Source organism: Calothrix sp. NIES-2098 (assembly GCF_963875125.1).
In the GTDB taxonomy this organism is placed as follows: Bacteria; Cyanobacteriota; Cyanobacteriia; order Cyanobacteriales; family Nostocaceae; genus Aulosira.
In genome coordinates this window covers 1,072,694-1,093,673 of sequence record NZ_CAWNKJ010000001.1, presented here as the reverse complement: position 1 = coordinate 1,093,673, position 20,980 = coordinate 1,072,694, and the positions used below count along the sequence as shown (strand labels likewise).

Annotated in this window: 10 protein-coding genes and 1 pseudogene; 4 read left to right on the top strand and 7 right to left on the bottom strand. The window is 40.4% G+C overall.

Going from position 1 to position 20,980, the window contains the following annotated elements:
* Positions 1–3 precede the first annotated feature (3 nt).
* On the bottom strand, positions 4–1,674 hold the full coding sequence (locus tag AACU33_RS04535) for a dipeptide ABC transporter ATP-binding protein (RefSeq protein WP_096587238.1): 1,671 nt from the start codon (positions 1,672–1,674) through the stop codon (positions 4–6).
* A gap of 238 nt (positions 1,675–1,912) precedes the next feature.
* Between AACU33_RS04535 and AACU33_RS04530 the strand changes: the two genes are divergently transcribed.
* Entirely contained in the window at positions 1,913–4,273 is a 2,361-nt protein-coding gene (locus AACU33_RS04530) for a ComEC/Rec2 family competence protein (RefSeq protein WP_096587237.1), read from the top strand.
* 156 nt (positions 4,274–4,429) lie between these two features.
* Positions 4,430–6,745, top strand: a complete 2,316-nt coding sequence (gene pcrA, locus AACU33_RS04525) for a DNA helicase PcrA (RefSeq protein ID WP_096587236.1) — start codon at positions 4,430–4,432, stop codon at positions 6,743–6,745.
* A 42-nt stretch (positions 6,746–6,787) separates the two neighbouring features.
* Here pcrA and AACU33_RS04520 read toward each other — a convergent pair whose 3' ends face one another.
* From AACU33_RS04520 to psbA, 6 genes are all read right to left on the bottom strand, one after another.
* Positions 6,788–7,081: an antibiotic biosynthesis monooxygenase family protein gene (locus AACU33_RS04520; protein ID WP_096587235.1), complete on the bottom strand. Its 294-nt coding sequence runs from the start codon at positions 7,079–7,081 to the stop codon at positions 6,788–6,790.
* A 66-nt stretch (positions 7,082–7,147) separates the two neighbouring features.
* Positions 7,148–7,798 carry a retron system putative HNH endonuclease gene (locus tag AACU33_RS04515; RefSeq protein WP_096587234.1) on the bottom strand — a complete coding sequence of 217 codons (651 nt, stop codon included), beginning with the start codon at positions 7,796–7,798 and terminating at the stop codon, positions 7,148–7,150.
* Entirely contained in the window at positions 7,795–9,027 is a 1,233-nt protein-coding gene (locus AACU33_RS04510) for an AAA family ATPase (protein ID WP_445291747.1), read from the bottom strand. Before AACU33_RS04510 ends, AACU33_RS04515 begins: the two co-directional genes overlap by 4 nt.
* A gap of 93 nt (positions 9,028–9,120) precedes the next feature.
* Positions 9,121–10,035 (bottom strand): metallophosphoesterase family protein, encoded by a 915-nt coding sequence (locus AACU33_RS04505; protein ID WP_096587232.1) that lies wholly within the window; start codon positions 10,033–10,035, stop codon positions 9,121–9,123.
* Positions 10,036–10,170: 135 nt separating this feature from the next.
* The gene (locus AACU33_RS04500; protein WP_096587231.1) at positions 10,171–11,562 is read right to left on the bottom strand and encodes a malic enzyme-like NAD(P)-binding protein; all 1,392 of its coding nucleotides are present in this window, start codon (positions 11,560–11,562) and stop codon (positions 10,171–10,173) included.
* A gap of 276 nt (positions 11,563–11,838) precedes the next feature.
* Positions 11,839–12,921 (bottom strand): photosystem II q(b) protein, encoded by a 1,083-nt coding sequence (gene psbA / locus AACU33_RS04495; protein WP_096587230.1) that lies wholly within the window; start codon positions 12,919–12,921, stop codon positions 11,839–11,841.
* A gap of 659 nt (positions 12,922–13,580) precedes the next feature.
* On the opposite strand from psbA, the pseudogene AACU33_RS04490 reads away from it, so the two are divergent.
* Together AACU33_RS04490 and AACU33_RS04485 are read left to right on the top strand one after the other, a co-directional pair.
* Positions 13,581–17,918 (top strand): annotated as a pseudogene (locus AACU33_RS04490) (amino acid adenylation domain-containing protein); the annotation flags it as partial.
* 289 nt (positions 17,919–18,207) lie between these two features.
* The gene (locus AACU33_RS04485; RefSeq protein ID WP_096587228.1) at positions 18,208–20,874 is read left to right on the top strand and encodes a hybrid sensor histidine kinase/response regulator; all 2,667 of its coding nucleotides are present in this window, start codon (positions 18,208–18,210) and stop codon (positions 20,872–20,874) included.
* Positions 20,875–20,980: the final 106 nt, after the last annotated feature.

The window sequence follows — 20,980 nt, the reverse complement described above, 5'->3', positions numbered from 1 at the left end:
TGACTAAGCTCTAGCTAGTAAGGGCGCAGCAGCTAACAGGGTTTTTGTATAAGGGTGTTGGGGATTAGCAAAAATTTGTTTGGTAGGGCCAAGCTCAACAATTTTACCGCCATTCATTACTGCGATGCGATCGCACAAAAATCTGGCTAACCAAAGGTCATGCGTAATAAACAAGTAGGTTAACTCAAATTCTGACTTTAATTGCAACATCAAATCGAGTACTTGTGACTGTACGCTAGCATCTAACATACTCACGGGTTCATCGCAGATTAACAGTTTAGGACGGGTAATCAAAGCACGCGCGATCGCAACTCTTTGCTGTTGTCCCCCAGATAAATCAGAAGGATAACGCTGATAATAAACTTCTGCTGGTGTTAAACCCACTTTTTGCAACATCCACAGTACTTCTTCTTTAGCTTTAGCAGCATCAGCAAGGTTGTGAATTAATAAAGGATCGCCGATACTTTGTCCCACCGTCATTGCTGGATTCAGACAAGCATGGGGATCTTGAAACACCATTTGCATTTGTCGCCGTGAAGAACGAATTTCTTGACGAGATAACGTAGTTAATTCCTTTCCTAAAAACTCGACTTTACCCGCAGTGGGACGGATGAGTTGCAAAATTGTCCGTGAAAGCGTACTTTTACCGCAGCCTGATTCTCCGACTAATCCTAAAATTTCTCCGGGATAGAGTTCTAAGTTAATCCCATCTACAGCTTTAATTGTCTGACTTTCCCCTTTAAAAATTCGTTCGATAAAGTTTGGTTCTATTGTGTAATGCTGCTTGAGTTCGGTAATTCGCAAAATAGGCGATTGTTCTTTAGGGTTGGGTAAGTTTTGTTGTTGATCGTTAGCCAGAATTAAATCTCCACTTTCATCTACCGCTTGAATATGTAAAGCCGCTTGTAAAAGCGATCGCGTATATTCATGTTGAGGTTGGCGAAATACCGATTGGGTAGAACCCATTTCTACCATTTTGCCGTTATACATCACGCCAATGCGATCGCAGTACTCTGCAACCATTGCTAAATCGTGAGAAATTAACAGCAAACCCATGTTTTCTTCACCGCACAGCCGCGTTAATTCCTGCAAAATCTGAGCCGAAACCGTGACATCTAAGCTGGTAGTTGGTTCATCAGCAACAATTAATTTTGGGTTGAGAAGCAAAGCCAAGGCGATAGCTACCCGTTGTCGCATCCCACCGCTAAACTCATGGGGAAACTGATTCCAGCGACTAGCGGGAATTTTTACCTTTTCTAAAGTAGCGATCGCTTTTTCTTTCGCTTGTCTGGCTGATAATTCTGGTGAGTGTGCTTGCAGCGTTTCTATACAATGCTTACCAATAGTCATCAACGGATCGAGACGCGTCATAGGATCTTGGAAAATCAGCGCCACCGCTTCCCCGCGAAATTTCCGCATTTCTTGAGGTGTTAAATCAAATACTCTTTTACCTTGAAATTTTACTAATCCTTCAATGCGGCTAGTTGGTGGTAGCAAACGCATCACAGCCCGTCCCAAGGTTGATTTGCCACAACCTGACTCACCTACCAATCCCATTCTTTCGCCAGCTTGCAGAGTGAAAGATACATCATCAACTGCCCATTTAAGTTCTTCTCCACTAGGCTGAGGATAAGCAACTCGTAGGTTTTCGACACTAAATAAAGCTTCACTCATAGTTATTTATCAGCCCTAAGCCACTTGTTTTTATAATTGCAAATTTAAGCTAGTCTATCAGATTAGCAAAAGTAGTTTCAGGGGTTTAAGTTGGGCACAGCTTTTTGATAGAGTTATGGCAAAAACTTCTATAAATCAAACCTGTGCTTCCTGAAACTCGAAATCACTGGCTCTACAAACCAAGCCCGCAGCTGCGGGTTTCATTTTATAGTCAGCAAACACTTCGATCGGGAGTTCTATGATTCAGGCTGGTGGTGTAATTATCTGTCTTGGCTATATTCTGGGGCTACTATTCACAGCTGTGCCTTGGGGTGGTGCGTGGATTTTGCTTTTAGGGATATTAGGCGCAGTAGTGTTGCGGCTACGTACTCTCAAGTCACGAAAACTTGCTCAAAAAGCAGAAAATGCTGGGACGAAGGCCAAACCCATATCTAGCTTTTGGCAAAATACTCCCGATCCTAGAGTATTGCTAGCTGCTGGCTTGGTAGGTTTGCTGGCTACCCTATATTTTCAATGGCAAGTCCCAGAACCAGGAGCAAAAGATATTAGTCAGTTTGTCCCACCAGGAAATAGTAGCAATCAAGAACAACTTGTGATTGTGCGCGGTGAAGTTGCCAGCACACCGCGCTTAACTCGCAGTCAGCGAGGGCAATTTTGGTTAGCAGCGACTCAGCTAGATGAAGTTAAAAAAGATGATGGCCCGGGAAGTGCCAGTAAAGGAGTAACGGGTAAATTGTATGTGACAGTGCCAATACTTCAGGCTACTGGCTTGTATCCAGGTCAAGAAATTGCGGTAACGGGAGTTTTGTATAAACCAAAAGCAGCGTCAAATCCGGGTGCTTTTGACTTTCAGAAGTTTCTCAAGCAAGAGGCGACATTTGCGGGTTTGACAGGTAGACAAATCAATATTCTAGATGAGGAGCCACCTAAATGGGGATGGTGGCAAGTTCGGGAGCGAATTGTGCGATCGCAAGTTCGCTGGTTGGGTATCCCGGAAGGGCCGCTGGTGAGTGCGATGGTTCTGGGTAGCAAAGCAGTAGATTTGCCCTATGATATCCGCGATTTGTTTGTCCAAGCCGGATTAGCTCATGCTTTAGCGGCTTCTGGTTTTCAGACTTCGTTGATTTTGAGCGTCATCTTACAGTTAACCAGGCGAGCAAAAAAGGGAACTCAATTTATCCTTGGTGGTTTAGGTTTAATAGTTTTCTTGAGTTTAACGGGTTTTCAGCCTGCGGTTTTAAGAGCCGTGATTATGGGTTTTGCGGCATTAGTAGGACTAGCTTTAAAAAGGAAGGTAAAACAGTTAGGCTCACTCTTACTAGCAGCTACCTTATTACTGTTATTTAATCCTTTATGGATTTGGGATTTAGGTTTTCAACTCAGCTTTTTAGCAACGCTGGGATTAATTGTCACAGTACCACCGATAATTCAACGCTTGGGTTGGCTACCACCTGCGATCGCATCTTTGATTGCTGTTCCTCTAGCTGCGACGATTTGGACTTTACCTTTGCAACTGTTCGTCTTTGGGGTTGTGCCTTCTTACAGTCTGTTACTCAATATTATTAGCACCCCATTTATTTCTATTCTCAGTATTGGTGGAATTATCAGTGCCTTAGCAGCATTGATTTGGCCGGAAGCTGGAAGTTTTGTGGCTGGAATCTTGCATTACCCCGCTGATTTGCTGCTCAAATTAGTGGAATTTTTTAGCAAATTACCAGGAAATTCAATTGCTGTAGGCAGTATATCTCCTTGGCAGATGCTAGCTATTTACACGCTGATTTTATTGGTTGTGCTGCTACGGTGGTGGCGACAACGCTGGTGGTTCGCTAGCTGTATTGCTATAGGTTTGGTACTGATTCCAGTTTGGCACTCTGCTAACAGCTTATTTAGAATCACTGTACTGGCAGCAGGCGCAGAACCGGTTGTAGTAATTCAAGACCGTGGAACAGTTACCTTAATTAATAGTGGAGATGAAGGTACGGGACGCTTTACCATCCTCCCGTTTTTACAACAGCAAGGTGTAAATCACATTGATTGGGCGATCGCCACTGATTTCCAAGATAATGAAAGTAGTGGGTGGTTGGAAGTCCTGCAACGTTTACCAATCAAAAATTTCTATACCTATCCCCCCAAACAAGACAAAGTTATTGAGACTCAGGTGATTCAACAGGAAATCCAAAAGCGTCAAGGGATTTTTCAACCCTTAGCAGTTGGACAAGCCATGACTGCTGGCCCCGTAGTAGCACAATTAGTTAACGACCAGTTACCAATTTTACAATTGCAAATACAAGGGCAAAATTGGTTACTCATGGGTAATCTCAAGTCTAAAGAGATTGCACAGTTAGTTAAATCTGGGGGTTTGGTTCCTCCCCAAGTGCTGTGGTGTGTTCCGGAATCTTTGAAAGATTTAGTTTTAGCCTTAGAACCACAAATTGCGATCGCATCTTCTGCTGACTTAGAACCAAAAGTTTTGTCTGAACTCAGCCAAAGCCAAACGAAACTTTTCTTTACAGGACGGGATGGCGCGATTCAATGGACGCCTGGGAGTGACTTTGAAGCTTTTATCCAGGCGACAGAAAACAAGTCTTCGGTTTTATAACTTTTATTTTCCCAAAGCCCGATCTGCTTTGCCTGCTGCTTTTTTTACTTTGTTGAACTCACGTTAAAATACCAATTGACTAGCAGCGACTCTCTCCTAAGAGATAATATGCGATCGCTGCGGCTTGCGTTTTAGTCATCTCAACTCCTCACTCCCATGTCCACAACTATTGACTTCCTTAGCCACCTTAACCCCAGCCAACGTCAAGCCGTAGAACATTACTGCGGCCCGTTGCTAGTTGTGGCTGGTGCAGGTTCTGGTAAAACACGAGCCTTGACTTACCGAATTGCTAACTTGATTCTCAAACACCGTGTAGCCCCCGAAAATATCTTGGCGGTGACTTTTACTAACAAAGCCGCTAGAGAGATGAAAGAACGGATTCAAAAGATATTTGCCGAACAGTTGGCGATGTCGGAATATGGTCAGCGTTTTGATTTGTTGACAGAATACCAACAAACTAAACTGCGATCGCAAGTTTATCGTGACACCATCAAAGATTTGTGGTGCGGCACTTTTCACAGTTTGTTTTCTCGCATCCTTCGCTTCGATATTGAGAAGTACCAAGACGAAAAAGGCCGCCGTTGGAGTAAAAATTTCTCGATATTTGATGAATCTGATGCACAAAGCTTGGTCAAAGAAATTGTCACTAAACAGCTAAACCTAGACGATAAGAAGTTTGACCATCGTTCTATGCGCTATGCAATTAGTAACGCCAAAAACCAAGGCTTTTCACCCCAAGAATTTGAGAGCGAGCAACCTAATTATCGCGGTAGAGTAATTGCTCAAGTCTATAGTTCTTATCAAGATAGACTGGCAGCAAATAACGCTCTCGATTTTGACGATCTAATTCTGATTCCTACTAAACTATTTCAGCAGAACGAACAAGTTTTAGGTTACTGGCATCGCAAATTCTCTCATATTCTTGTAGATGAATATCAGGATACTAATCGCACTCAATACGATCTCATCCGCCTGTTAGTGACAAATGGCGAAGATAGAAAGAGTGAATGGAATTGGCAAAATCGCTCGGTGTTTGTTGTAGGTGATGCAGACCAGTCAATTTACTCGTTTAGAATGGCTGACTTCACCATCTTGCTAGAATTTCAGAATGATTTCGGCGATGGTTTACCCGATGACGATACCAGAACAATGGTGAAGTTAGAAGAAAACTATCGCTCTTGTGAAAACATTCTGCAAGCTGCTAACGAACTGATTGAAAATAATACCCAAAGAATTGACAAGATTCTCAAACCAACGCGGGGTGCAGGCGAACAAATTTATTGTCACAAAGCTGATAATGAACTAGAAGAAGCCGATTTTATTATTCGTCAAATCCGCACTTTAGAATCTCAAAATCCAGAATTAAACTGGGGCAGTTTTGCAATTCTTTATCGTACAAATGCTCAATCTCGCCCCTTTGAAGAACTTTTGGTGAAATACCAAATACCTTACACAGTTGTCGGAGGAATGAGATTTTACGATCGCAAAGAAATTAAAGATGTTATAGCTTATTTAAGAGCGATCGCTAATCCTGCTGATACTGTAAGTTTATTGCGAGTAATTAATACTCCTCGGCGTGGTATTGGCAAAACCACCATTGATGCTTTGATTAACGCTTCCCAGCAACTTGGTACAACTCTTTGGGAAATATTATCAGACGAAACATCAGTTAATACCTTAGCTGGACGCGGCGCTAAATCTGTCAAAGCTTTTGCAGAAATGATTAGTCGTTGGCAAGGAGAAGTAGGAACGCTTCCTGCGGCGGAAATTGTTCAAGGTATACTTGAAGAATCTGGTTATGTGCAAGACTTACTAAGCCAGGGTACGGATGAATCGGAAGACAGAATCCAAAACGTTCAAGAACTTTACAACGCCGTACTGCAATTTCAAGAAGAGAATGAAGATGCTACTCTGCAAGGATTCTTACAAAGTACCGCCCTCAGTTCCGATTTGGATAACTTAAAAGAAGGGCAAACAGCAGTGTCTTTAATGACTTTGCACGCTTCCAAAGGTCTGGAATTTCCCGTAGTCTTTTTGGTGGGATTAGAACAAGGACTATTTCCCGGCTACCGTTCGCTGAGTGACCCTGCATCTTTAGAAGAAGAACGCCGTTTGTGTTATGTAGGCATTACCCGCGCCCAAGAAAGGTTATATTTATCACACGCCCGCGAACGCCGCCTCTATGGTTCACGAGAACCCGCCATGCGATCGCAATTTTTGGACGAAGTACCAGAAGAATTATTAACTACTGGTAATAAGATTCGTCAAACCTATACTAAATCTACTGCTGCTGTCAGCAATGGTAAGCAGAATTGGAAAGTAGGCGATCGCGTTTTACATAAAAGCTTTGGTATTGGGGAAATTACTCATGTTTTTGGAGAAGGTAATAAGCTTTCTGTAGCAATTAAATTTGCTAATTTGGGGCAAAAAATTATCGACCCCAGAGTAGCCCAGTTGCAAAAGGTTGATTAAGATAGCTATTCAATTTCAAGTATGGCAATCAGAGTGATTGAGCTATATTTCAACTTCTTCAAAATGCTCAACAGTGGGAAAAGGCTCATAAAAATGGTGTAGCAACTTTTTCCACTCTTGATACTCAGCAGAACCTCTAAATCCTACAGTATGAGATTCTAAAGTTTCCCATCTGACAAGCAATAGATATTTTCCATTAACTTCAATGCAGCGATGGAGTTCATGAGATAAATATCCATTCGTTGACGAAATAATCTTGGAAGCTGTTTTGAAAGCAGATTCAAATTCAGATTCCATACCAGATTTAACATGAAGCATCACTGCCTCAAGAATCATAAACTATTCCCTGTAAACTGAAGATTATGTAATTTACTATAGTGCGATCGCGTACATCATAGCAGATTAAAAATAATTCTTGAGTATATAGATAATTGCAGCACAAAATGGAGTATATTGCCCGTTGCTGTCAAGTTGATTGTAGCCCTCAGCAAGCTGCTGTATTTCTGCATCAGTCAAATCTTCAATACCAAGTAATGCTGCATCAATTGCTACTTTCCGCATATTTTGCAACTTATTAATATTGAGCGCTAGCTTCTCAATTGTTGTTTCAGCAGCAGCTTGTTTAGTTGGATCATCTGTCGGTTTAATCTCTCCCGAAGCAGGATATTTAAAGAAATCAGTGCAGTTTACTTCCAAAGGTGAAACCATCAGTTGTTTATCGTACCAATACTTTTTCTGATGCCCACAATGAACTGGAACGGGAGGTGGTTCTTCACTTTCTCCTTGACATGAAGCGATAAGATTTGTGTAATCTAATGCTAAATTTGGATAGGTAGTACGAGGCTTGAGATGTTCTATATGGCTTGTTGCTCTTGCAATCCGCATTCCACAATAACAACAAATGTATCCTTGTTCTTGTAGTAGGGAATCATGCACAATTGATTTTTCTGGTTTTTGAAAGTTATCATCCCAATTAGGTTTCCAATCATCATTTTCTAGAGCTTTCCAATCACTGAACTTTTTCGGCTCATGATTCTTTTTGATGTACTTCATCGATTGAGAATTTCCTTTCGTCGGATGAGTACATCTGCTCGCACAAACTCCGGTTCATCTGCTCCAATTTCGGCTGCTAATTCTTGACGCAATTTTCTTGCACCGTCCAGATTTCCTGCGTCAATCAACCTAAACAATTCTAAAAGACTTGTCTTAATTTTTTGTGGACGTTCTGGAACATCCATGAGGTCTTCTAGAATACGATTGCTATCTCTACCAAAAGAACTTTCTGGACGTTTAGCGATAACACCATTATCAGTCTTTTCTAAAATATAAATTCCTTCAGGTTTGACATGGCTAATTACCTGTGGGGAATGAGTAGTAACAATAAATTGACAATTGGGGAATGTTCTAGTTAAAGCTGGAATAATTTCTCGTTGCCATTTTGGGTGTAAGTGTAATTCAATTTCATCAATTAAAACGACACCACTACCTTGAAGCGGTTCTGGTAAACCTGGGTTAGCTATTGCCAAACGTCTTGCTAAATCTCCTACCATTGCTAATAAGCATTTCTCACCATCAGAGAGTTGATTAATAATGAGTTCCTGCCCATCTTTTGTTACAGTCATTCTTAAGGGAGAACGGCGCACTCGTAAGTTAGAAAAACTGGTTACTAATGAAGATATAGCTTGTCTAACTGCTTCTAATTGTGGATCTTGATAATCGCGCTTATCCCGCAGTAATTCACTTTCTAAATCTTCCCTATTCCTAAACCATTGAAAGAAGCTAGCAAAGTCTATTCTTTTTCCTGTAAGCGCTTGTTCATAGGCATCAATTTGGTTAAACTGAGTTTTATTGGGAATTTCTAAGCTAATATCAAGGACTGCACGATTGACGGGATAGTATACGGCTAATGGTAGGTTGTATTGAGGATCATTTTGCCAATATCGCCAAATTGTAGTAGCAACCGCTTTGACCATTTCGTGCCTTGAATCTTTAGATACTCCGTTACGACTTCGGGATATTTCCCAATTGTCTTCTGCGCCATCTAATAAAATAGTAATATTCAGACATGTAGATATGTCATTATTAGCAATATCCAATTCGCTAAATTTTTTTAATTCCTCTTCTGGAAAGTAACCTCCAATCCACTCCATAAAACGAGAAAGTAAGAGAGAAAGGGCATCAAGAATACTAGATTTTCCTACGCCATTGATACCAATAAGTACAGTTGCAACCGTCTGATCAAATTCCAGCGTTAAATCCCCGATTCCACGGAAGGATTGCATTTTTAGGCACTTGACTTTCATAGTTTTAATAACGCTGTATGTCATTTATTTGGTGGGCAATGCCCACCCTACATCGAATTATATAAACAAGAATTAAGTTGATTTTAACTTAATAACTCCCCGATCAAAAACGCGGTTATCAGTGCCAATACCGCTTAACTCTATTCTATCTGCATACACTTCATAGGCAGCAAAACTTAAATTACTAGTAGAATATTCTGTCCATTCATTTTTACCTACAGGACGATTACCTGCACCCGCGCCACAGATTAAGTAAGTTGTGCCATTAATAGAACGGGTGCGTTCATAATGGTGTTCGTGTCCGTTGATATAAAGTTGTACGCTGTATTTTTGAAATAAGGGAGTAAAGACTTTAATAAAATCTGCATTACTGCCATAAACTCCCGATGCATAAATTGGATGATGACCAAATACGACTTTCCAAGAAGCTTTGCTGAGGCTTAATTCTTTTTCTAACCAAGTTAGCTGGTTCTTCCAGTCAGCATTACCGTTAGTATCTAAAGCAAAAAATTGTATATTTCCGCGGCTAAATGTATAGTAGCGTCCCTTCATATTAAAGCCAGGATATTTAACTTCTAAATCGCCATTGGCAGTGCGAATATCGTGATTACCTAAACAAGCTTGAAATTTCACACCTCGCTTGAGCAATTCTCCATAAGGACGCTCAAACACTTCGCCAATTTTTTCAATTTCACCGTTGTTGTAAATGTTATCGCCAGCTAAAACTACTAAATCGTAAGGATTTTGTTTTTGATAAAGAGTCATCGCCCTAGCTACAGCATATTGTCCTTTTGCACCAGTACCTGTATCTGCAACTGAGACAAAACGTAGTAGCAAGCCCTTTTTGAGGGGATTGGCGGCGATCGCTTTATCCGATTCAGCAAAATCAGCGCTTTGATTACTTTGTCGAGTTAATATCCAGCCTAATCCCGTACCGATCGCACTCAGGCTACTTAAAAATAAAAATTGACGACGTTTAAGTTTCATAAATCATCAAATTCAATAAGTAGTTAGTTTAGCTTAAGTACACCTTACAGTAAAAAAGCTGAACTACTTATTACACGCTAAATTGCAATGCCAAATATTAAAGGGATGGGACAATATGCCCATCCCCTAAATTTATTAACTCTGAGCGACGCCTTCTTGACGTGCGGCTTGTTGCACAGCAGCAGCAACCGCAGTCACAACACGCTCATCAAAAACCGAAGGAATAATATGTTCGCGATCTAAATCTGAAGGCTTAACTAAGGATGAGATCGCACTTGCAGCTTCTAGATACATGGTGGCAGTAATTGTCTGTGCCTGACAATCTAAAGCGCCACGGAATACTCCCGGAAATGCGAGAACGTTATTAATTTGATTTGGATAATCGCTGCGACCGGTAGCCATAACAGCAACATCCTTGGTGACTAACTCTGGTTGAATTTCGGGAATTGGATTTGCCATTGCAAACACAATGGGATCTTTCGCCATCGATTGCACCATTTCTACTGTCAAAACCCCTGGGGCACTAACACCAATAAATACATCTGCTCCTTGCATTGCACCCGCTAGAGTACCTTGGGCTTTAACTGCAAATTCGCGTTTTTCTTCTGTTAAGTCAGTACGACTGCTAGAGAGAATACCCTTCGAGTCGCACATCCAAATTTTTTCGGCTCCAGCTTTGCGCAATAACCGCGCGATCGCAACTCCCGCCGCCCCAGCACCGTTAATCACAATCCGAATTTCTGCCATCGACTTATGTACGAGTTTCAAAGCATTAAACAACGCTGCCAAGGTGACAATTGCTGTACCGTGTTGATCGTCGTGGAAAACAGGTATATTTAATTCTCGCCGCAGTCTCTCTTCAATCTCAAAGCAGCGCGGGGCGGCGATATCCTCTAAATTTACACCCCCAAATACGGGAGCAATATTTTTGACTGTGCGTACAATCTCATCTGTATCTTGAGTTGCCAAGCAGATGGGGAAAGCATCAATCCCCGCAAATTCTTTAAACAGCATTGCTTTACCTTCCATCACAGGTAAAGCTGCGGCCGGGCCCAGATTTCCTAAACCCAAAACTGCACTTCCATCGGTGACAATAGCAACGGTATTTTTCTTGATGGTTAAGTTATAAACTTCCTCTGGATTTTGAGCGATCGCTGTACAAATCCTACCTACCCCTGGCGTGTAAGCCATCGCCAGGTCGGAAACACTTTTGAGGGGAATTCTGCTAGTAATGCTGATTTTACCGCCACGATGCAAATTAAAAGTGCGATCGTACACATTCAGCATTTGAATGTGCGGTAAGGCTTTGACTGCTTGCACAATGGTTTCAGCGTGTTCGGTGCTAGCTGCATCCACAGTAATGTCGCGGATTGACTCTTTGCGGGTTTGCTCGATTAAATCAATTTGCCCTAGCAGGCCGCCATTAGCCGCGATCGCCTGTGTAACTGACGCCAGCATCCCCACGCGATTGGGAATCTGCAAGCGGAGAGTCAAACTAAAACTAGAATTAGGAGTGAGGTCTGCCATTTTGCTTTTAGATTTTAAATTTCAGATCTTATATTGAATTGATTATTAAAAAACTCTTTGAAATCTTAAATGTCATATTTTACTAATCTGAGCGAGCCAGATTTTTGTAAATGTACCTAGCAACACCAAATATTTGCCTATCCCATCTGCGCGATCGCAAAGTAGAGAACGGTAAACCCTTGTGTAAACTGCTTTTGTTGCTCTGAGTGTATCTGTGATTTCATGAAAAAAGCGCCCTCTAGTCAGAGAGCGCTGTTAATTTATATTAACCTAGCTTTAACCGTGAATTGCGGAATTTAGTAACGCTACAGGCTCTACCTCACCCGCCGCCAAATCTAGCGGGAAGTTGTGAGCATTGCGTTCGTGCATTACTTCAATACCAAGGTTGGCGCGGTTAACCACATCTGCCCAGGTACTAACTACACGACCTTGAGAATCTAGCACTGATTGGTTAAAGTTAAACCCATTTAAGTTAAATGCCATCGTGCTGATACCCAAAGCTGTCAACCAGATACAAACTACAGGCCAAGCAGCCAAGAAAAAGTGTAAAGAACGAGAATTGTTAAAGCTGGCATATTGCCAAATCAAGCGTCCAAAGTAACCATGAGCCGCTACAATGCTGTAGGTTTCTTGTTCTTGACCAAATCTGTATCCATAGTTGATCGACTCAGCTTCAGTAGTCTCCCTAACTAACGAGGAAGACACCAAAGAACCATGCATGGCACAGAATAAAGAACCACCGAAAACACCTGCTACACCAAACATATGGAAGGGGTGGAACAGAATGTTATGTTCGGCTTGGAATACAAGCATGAAGTTAAAAGTGCCACTGATACCCAAAGGCATCCCGTCAGAAAAGCTACCTTGACCAATGGGATAAATTAAGAATACCGAAGTCGCCGCAGCTACAGGTGCAGAGTAAGCAACACAAATCCAAGGACGCATTCCTAGACGATAGCTTAACTCCCATTGCCGACCAAGCCAACAGAAGATTCCAATCAGAAAATGTAAAACAATGAGTTGATAAGGGCCGCCGTTGTAGAGCCATTCATCCATCGAAGCTGCTTCCCAAAGTGGGTAGAAGTGCAAACCGATAGCATTGGATGTGGGTACAACAGCACCAGTAATGATGTTATTACCGTAGAGCAAAGAACCTGAAACTGGTTCGCGAATGCCATCAATATCGACGGGTGGTGCCGCTATAAAGGCAATAATGAAACAAATCGTCGCAGTCAATAAAGTGGGAATCATTAGAACACCAAACCAGCCAATATAAAGCCGATTTTCAGTGCTAGTAATCCACTGAGTAAACCGATCCCACTGGTTGCCGCTTTCGCCTCTTCTTAGAGTTGTGGTCATGGCTATATCGTTTTTAAATTAACAACAACAATCTGTCTCAATTCAACAGAATTGAGAATTTCTGCTGTTTTCAAAGATGGTTGCCAAATACCTTCTCCCTACTCACTGGGACTCTCTTAAATCGCCTCACACCATGACATATTACTTATCCATTTCCCTAGAGAGACGGTGTGAAATAAGGGAAAATTTTTCTCGGCTCTAATATCAGGTTGTACATAAATTTTTTGTATTTATCAATAATAATTTCATGAAGTTTTATTACTATCTATTTTCAAGGCATTTCGATATCAATTCTTTAAGAGTGCGATTAATAACTTCAAATTTTTTTTGTAACCAACGCTTTAATTTAACGGGTAATCACTTAAAAATTAACCAAAGGATGACAAAAATCTTTAATAAGGCACTTTATGTTATTTCCCGTGCCATTACTCATGCTATCAAGCCAATTTGTTTAATAACATGAGAAATAAAAATTCTTCCTCATGCTTTATCGAGGAAGCTAATGTAATTTTTCAAACATATCTATGAGTCTAAGTCAACATTGACTAGACGGCAAACAATTTAGAGGATGCACTACCACAGACTGTAAAGGTCTACTACCGAGTACTCTAAATATCTTTATTTCAACATTTGGTTATATGGAAAAATCCGTGCCTTGCGATCTGAAAAGTAATTCCATTCATCAATTAGTAGAATTTCAGGTATCGCAAACCCCTGATGCTGTAGCAGTCATTTTTCAAGAGCAAAAATTAACATATCAACAGCTGAATCAACAAGCTAATCAACTAGCCCATTACCTCAGAACCTTAGGAGTTAAACCGGAGACATTAGTAGGACTTTGTGTAGAGCGATCGCTTCTAATGTTCGTAGGGTTGCTAGGTATACTCAAAGCTGGTGGAGCTTATATACCCATCGATCCGAGCTATCCCCAAGAACGCTTAGAATTCATGCTAGAAGATTCCCAGATGCCAATACTTGTAACTCAAAAGCATCTGCTCGAGCAATTACCAAAGCTGGAAAATGTACGGGTCGTATGTATAGATACTGATTGGCAAGAGATTACTCAATACAGCAAAGAAAATCCCGATAGTAAAGTAACTGCCGAAAATTTAGCTTACACCATCTATACTTCAGGTTCTACAGGTAAACCCAAAGGGGTACAGATTACCCATCGTGCCGTCATAAATTTCCTCAGTTCTATGCGGCAAGAACCAGGGTTGACCCAAAAGGATATCTTATTAGCGATTACGACAATTTCTTTTGATATCGCAGTTTTAGAAATCTTTTTACCTCTGATTGTAGGTGCTCACATTGTCTTGGTTAGTCGTGAAGCAGTTGCTGATGGAAAACAGTTATCAAAAATTTTGACTGAATCTGAAGCTACAATCATCCAAGCTACCCCAGCAACTTGGCGTCTTTTGCTGGAATCCGGATGGCAAGGTAATAAGCAACTGAAAATATTGTGTGGTGGCGAAGCCATGACTCTTGAGCTTGCTCATCAATTGCTGGAAAAGGGTGGCTCTTTGTGGAATATGTATGGGCCTACGGAAACCACGATCTGGTCGATGCTATGTAAAGTAGAGTCTGGTAGCAGCTTTGTACCTCTAGGTCATCCCATTGCTAACACACAGATTTATTTGCTACAAGAGCCAGCACGCCGCAAGCACGATCCACTGAAACTTGCTCCTGTTGGTGTACCAGGTGAAATATACATTGGTGGTGGTGGAGTTGCACGGGGGTATCTCAACCGTCCAGAATTAACCCGTGAAAGGTTCATTCCCGATCCCTTTAGTAACGAGCCAGGGGCACGCCTCTACAAAACTGGGGATTTGGCTCGTTATCTACCAGATGGAAATATTGAGTTCATGGGCCGGATTGATTATCAAGTTAAGATCCGTGGCTTTCGAGTTGAATTAGGAGAAATTGAGACAGCTCTTAGCAAACATCCAGCCGTGAAACAAGCAGTAGTGATTGCTAGAGAAGATCGACCAGGAAATAAACGCTTGGTCGCTTATGTTGTTCCTAAAATTCTCCAAGATGAGTTGGAGTCATCACAACCAATCAATCATTGTTCTACTGAGCAACTTCAGGAATGGAAGAAGGTGTGGAATGCTAACTACACCAATTCTCCAGAAGACTGGGCTGGCTGGAATGATAGTTTTACTGGTCTACCCATACCCACCAATGAGGTGCGTGAATGGGTAGACACAACAGTTGAACGCATTCTCTCTCTAAATCCGCAGCGAGTATTAGAGATTGGATGTGGAAAGGGACTACTTCTATTTCGCATTGCTCCTCACTGTAGTCATTACGTAGGTACTGATATTTCGGCAGAAGCTATCCATCATATAGAGCAGCAACTGCGAACTGTTCAGCAAGATTTGTCGCACGTCAAGGTATCCGAAGGCGCAGCCCATGAACTTGAAGAATTAGAACCAGCTAGCTTTGATACGGTGATTATCAACTCTGTAATTCAGTACTTCCCTAGTGTGGATTATCTTTTGCAGGTCATTGAGAAGATTGTCAAGTTGATTAAACCAGGAGGGCAAATTTTTATTGGTGACGTTCGTAGTTTACCGCTACTAGAAACTTTTCACAGCGCAGTTCAACTCAGCCAAGCTATTTCTTCTCTTTCCAGCCATCAACTCCAGCAGCTAATCAGAGAACGAATTCTCCACGAGAGAGAACTAGTACTTCATCCAGATTTTTTTTCTGCTGTAAAGCAACATATCCCTCGGATCGGTCATGTTCAAACCTTACTCAAACGAGGTCAATCTCAAAACGAACTGATTAAGTTTCGCTTCGATGTCATTCTTCATATAGAGACTAATATATATCCGCACGCAGAGGCGTTATGCTGGGATTGGCAACAACATAATCTCTCACTTCAAATAATTTGCCAATTACTCCAAGAGCAACAACCAAAAACTATCAAGATTACCAATGTGCCTGATGCCCGGATTTTCCTAGATGTAAAAGCAGTGGAATTATTAGCTAGTACTAATAAACCGAAAACAGTAGGAGAGTTACAACAATCTTTGCAGCAATTTTCTCACGAGAATGGGGTACATCCAGAAGAATTTTGGCATATCGGTCAATATATTCCTTATGGTGCCCATATTACTTGTTCTGAGCACGGGAATCCTGGTACGTATGATGTAATATTGCAAAGTCAATTGGAAGCAACAGACCAAAGGGATATTTTGATGTTGCCAGAGCAAATAGTGGAATTGAAGCCTTGGAATGACTATGCTAATAATCCTATACAAGTAAACGAGAAAATTAACTTAGTTCCCAATTTACAAGCTTTTCTCAAGGAGAATCTACCTGACTACATGGTTCCTTCAGCATTTGTAGTGATGGAGACTCTACCCCTAACACCAAATGGAAAAGTAGATCGGCGATCGCTTCCCAAGCCTAAAAAAAACCGAGCAATTTTCACGGGGGGCTACATTGCACCCACCACTTTGCTTGAAAAGCAACTTGCTGAAATTTGGTCTGAGGTATTAGACATGGAGCCGATCGGCATCTATGATAACTTCTTTGATCTCGGAGGGCACTCTCTATTAATAGTTCAGTTGCTGTCTCGTATAGAAAAAACGATGCTAATAGAGTTACCTCTGTCCTATGTTCTCAAGGAGCCAACAATAGCTGGATTTATCAAAGCAATTCATACGTTGGAGTCCGCTAACTATGACAAGTTTATAGAAGAAGAAACTCAGGTGGATTGGGAAAGTGAAGTTATCTTAGACCCAACAATTCAGCCTCAAGAAGAATTCGTAGAATTTACAACTGAACCAGAGCATATCTTTTTAACCGGAGCAACAGGTTTTTTAGGTGCCTTTCTTCTGTACGAACTTACACAACAAACAACAGCAAATATTTACTGCCTAGTTCGCGCTTCTAATATTGAAGATGGTAGGCAAAAAATTAAAATCAATCTAGAAAGTTATATGCTTTGGAGCGATAAGTTAAGTTCTAGAATAGTTCCTATAGTAGGAGATTTATCAAAGCCACTATTAGGATTAACTGACGAAAAATTTAAAGATTTAGCTAGTAAGCTCAATCTAATTTATCATGCTGGGGCATTTGTAAACCTAGTTTATCCTTACAGAGCATTGCAATCTACCAATGTATTAGGAACCCAAGAAATTTTAAGATTAGCTTCTCAGGGAAAAGTCACTCCTGTTCACTTTATCTCGACTATTGATGTACTTAAGCCTCTCATCTTTCATCAGAGAAAGGTGATTCGAGAAAATGAGCGTTTGGTACATGGTGGAGAGCTAACCAGGGGTTATACACAAACTAAATGGGTTGCTGAACAGCTAGTCATCGCAGCCCAATATCGGGGAATTCCTGTTTGCATCTATAGACCAGGAATGATTTCAGGTGATAGTCAAACAGGTGCCTATCACACAAACGACCTGATGGCCAGAATCATCAAAGGTATGATCCAAATGGGAACTGCACCAGATCTGGATAAATCGGTCAATATAACACCTATAGACTACGCCAGTAAAGCAATAGTACATCTATCAAAACAACGAGAATCTTTAGGGAAAGCCTTCCATATTGTCAACTCTCATCCATTGCCTTGGAAGCAGCTTGTGAATGAAATCTGCAATTCAGGCTACTCATTGCAAGTACTACCATATGAAAAATGGCAAGCAGAGTTACTTCAACTGAATAAATCTCAAGACAATGTTTTGATCCCAATTAGATCGTTGTTTACCGAAAAGCATACTCAAACCCAGATGACCTATTGGGAAACATTTCTGCTAACTTCTCAAGCTTTTGACTGTCAAAATACCCTAATGGGTATGCAAAAGACTTCTATCGTCTGCCCCCATGCTGATAGCAAGCTTTTGAGTACTTACTTTTCGTACTTCATAGAAAGTGGTTTTTTGCAACCTGCTATTAGCAGTAATGAAGACGATAAATCAGCAGTACAGGAATTGTGGAAACAGCAAGCCAATCGGATAATGAAAGTAGGATAGGTAATACTCCTAATTCTTCTACAATTGCATTCTCAAGTTTTCAGCAATAATTTCTACAATTATTGATCTGGAAATTAGAAACCAGTAAGTTTTGATTTGTAGTACGGAAGTTAAGCGAACAATTATCTAAGACATTCTCTCCTAAGATGTAGCAGATTAAGCGATTTTAGACTTCTCTTAAAAATTATCTCGCAATTGTTATTCTACTCAGTTATCGGGGAAGTCTTAATTATAAGAACTGAGTAAATATCAGCAAGCAAGATCATGCAGCTTCAACAAGGTAGTAGCTATGACCATTAAGAAAAAAATCATACATAACTCTATTGGTTCTAGGCTATTTTTCTACGTATTGAGTGGTGCCTTAGTAGGATTAGGTAGTATGTCCTACTTCTTCTATCAAGCACTAGAAAGCCGAGCTAAGGATGAAATTAAAGGTAATTTGAGTACACAAGTTAAGTCAGTTGAAGGATCGTTGGCTAGAGTAGAACAGTCCATGCGTAACTTATCTGCTGCGGTTAAAACTATGCAGCATCAAGGAGTTAAAGATCCACAAACCTATAAACAATTAGTTTTTGATATTTTCCAAGAACGTTCACCTCTAACAATGGGCCTTGGTATTGGGCAAATGCCTTACCAACTTGTGCCAAATAGTGAATGGTATTGGCCATACTTTCTTATCGATCAAAAAACTCCTGGTCAGATAGGCAAAGTTTTATCAAAGCCTTACGATCATATCCGTTATGCAGAACTTTTTAAGGAAGATAACTACCCCAAACAAATTTATTTTCAGACAGTTGTAAAAGCAAGAAAAGATATCTGGTATGAGCCTTATAAATGGTATGGGCTGACTTTAACAACTTACACAGGCCCTATTATTGACGATCGTAAAAATTTAATTGGTGTGACGGGTTTAGATATAAATGTAACAGCTATAGGTGAAAAAGTAAGAGTGCCTGTGACCAAAGGAGGCGGTTATTTTGTTATTTTAAGCGAACACGGAAATTTGTTGGCATATCCTCCAGAACCAGAAAAAGCTAAGTCATTGGCAACTTATAAAGACATACCAGAGTTGAGAGATATCTGGCAGAAGATTGAAACTGATGATGATGGATTTGTTCAGGCAAAGGGTAAATATTGGGTATTTCAAAAGGTGAAAGGAACAAACTGGTTAATGCTAGCAGTAGTACCCCAGTCAGTTGTGTTAGTACCAGTATTATCTATTGCAGTTGGGGGTGCTTTAGGTGCTGGTATGGTGTTAGCGCTAGTAGTCACTTTATTTATCCGCCAACTCAATAAACGTTTGCAACCCATTCTTGAAGAGTGCCGGAAGTTAGCAGAAGCTGATGTCCAAAGGGCAATTCGTTTAGGACAAAATGGTACAGTGGCTGCTAATAATTACAAAGTTCAAAATTTTGAGTCCCAGGATTCTGATGAAATAGAAATTTTGGCGCAGTCTTTTAAGCAAATGACAGTTCAATTAAAAGAGTCATTTGAGGACTTAGAATTCCGAGTTGAGGAACGTACAGTTGAGCTGAAGGAAGCCAAAGAATTAGCTGATAGTGCCAATCGAGCTAAGAGTGAATTCCTTGCTAACATGAGCCATGAGCTACGCACGCCTCTAAATGGAATTTTAGGCTATGCACAAATTCTGCAAGCCTCAAAAAATATGACGGAGAAACAGCAGAAAGGCATCAATATTATTAATCAATGTGCCTCACACCTGCTTACCCTAATTAATGATATTCTCGATCTCTCCAAAATCGAAGCTCAGAAAATGGAATTGTATCCTACAAGTTTTCATTTTCCTTCTTTTCTCCAGGCAGTTTTGGAAATTTGCCGAATTAAAGCCGAACAAAAGGGTATTAACTTTGTTTATCAACCTGATGAGCAACTGCCAATTGGTATTCAAGCTGATGAAAAACGCTTGCGCCAGGTTTTAATTAATTTACTAGGCAATGCGATCAAGTTTACTGAAAAAGGTAATGTTACATTTAGAGTCAAGTTTCAACATAGCAAAAATCGTTTAAAAAACCAACCATCAACGTACCACATTCGCTTCGTAGTAGAAGATACTGGTGTAGGTATGACTAGCGAACAATTAGAAAAAATATTTTTACCTTTTGAGCAGGCAGGTAATGTAAAAAAACAATCAGAAGGAACGGGATTAGGGTTAGCTATCAGTCAGAAAATTGTTGCTATGATGGGTGGAACTATAGAAGTAAAAAGCCAACCAGACAAAGGTAGTATCTTCTGGTTTGATGTAGAAGTTCCTGAAGCAATAGAATGGGTAGATAAATCTAAAGTTTCTCAACAAGGAACAATTCTTAGTTTTAAAGGTGAAAAAAGAACAATTCTTGTAGTAGACGATCGGTGGGAAAATCGCTCTGTATTAGTTAATCTATTGGAACCCATTGGCTTTGAAATTGTAGAGGCGGAAGATGGTCAAGAAGCACTATTGAAAATTGCTAACTTTGTACCTGATTTGATAATTACTGATATTAATATGCCAGTCATGAATGGATTGGATATGATACAAAATTTGCGCAACTCTCTAAAGGGCGAAGATTTAAAGATAATTGTATCATCAGCAAGTGTGTTTGACTCTGATAAGCAGAGGAGTTTAGATGCTGGCGGTGATGATTTTCTGCCTAAACCTGTGCAAGCATATGAGCTATTTGAAAAATTACAGAAGCATCTAAATTTAGAATGGATTTATGATGTTAATTCAACAATGTTTGCGATAACAAAAGAAATAGTTATTCCTCCAATTGAGGAACTACAATATTTATATGAGTTGGCTTTAAAAGGTCGAATTAAAGCGATACAAAATCAATTAAATAAACTAGAGGAGAAGGATATAGCTTTTAAACCGTTTATTCAAGAAATTCAAGAGTTAGCTCAAAGTTTTCAAATAGAAAAAATTCAATTAATTCTAGAGAAATATATAAAAAATTAAAGTGTATATGTATAAATTGCGCTTGTTTTTATCTACTTTTATTAAGTTCGTATTTACAATATTAGTGATTGCTAAAATCGGCAGTATCTTCATAATTTCCTCAGAT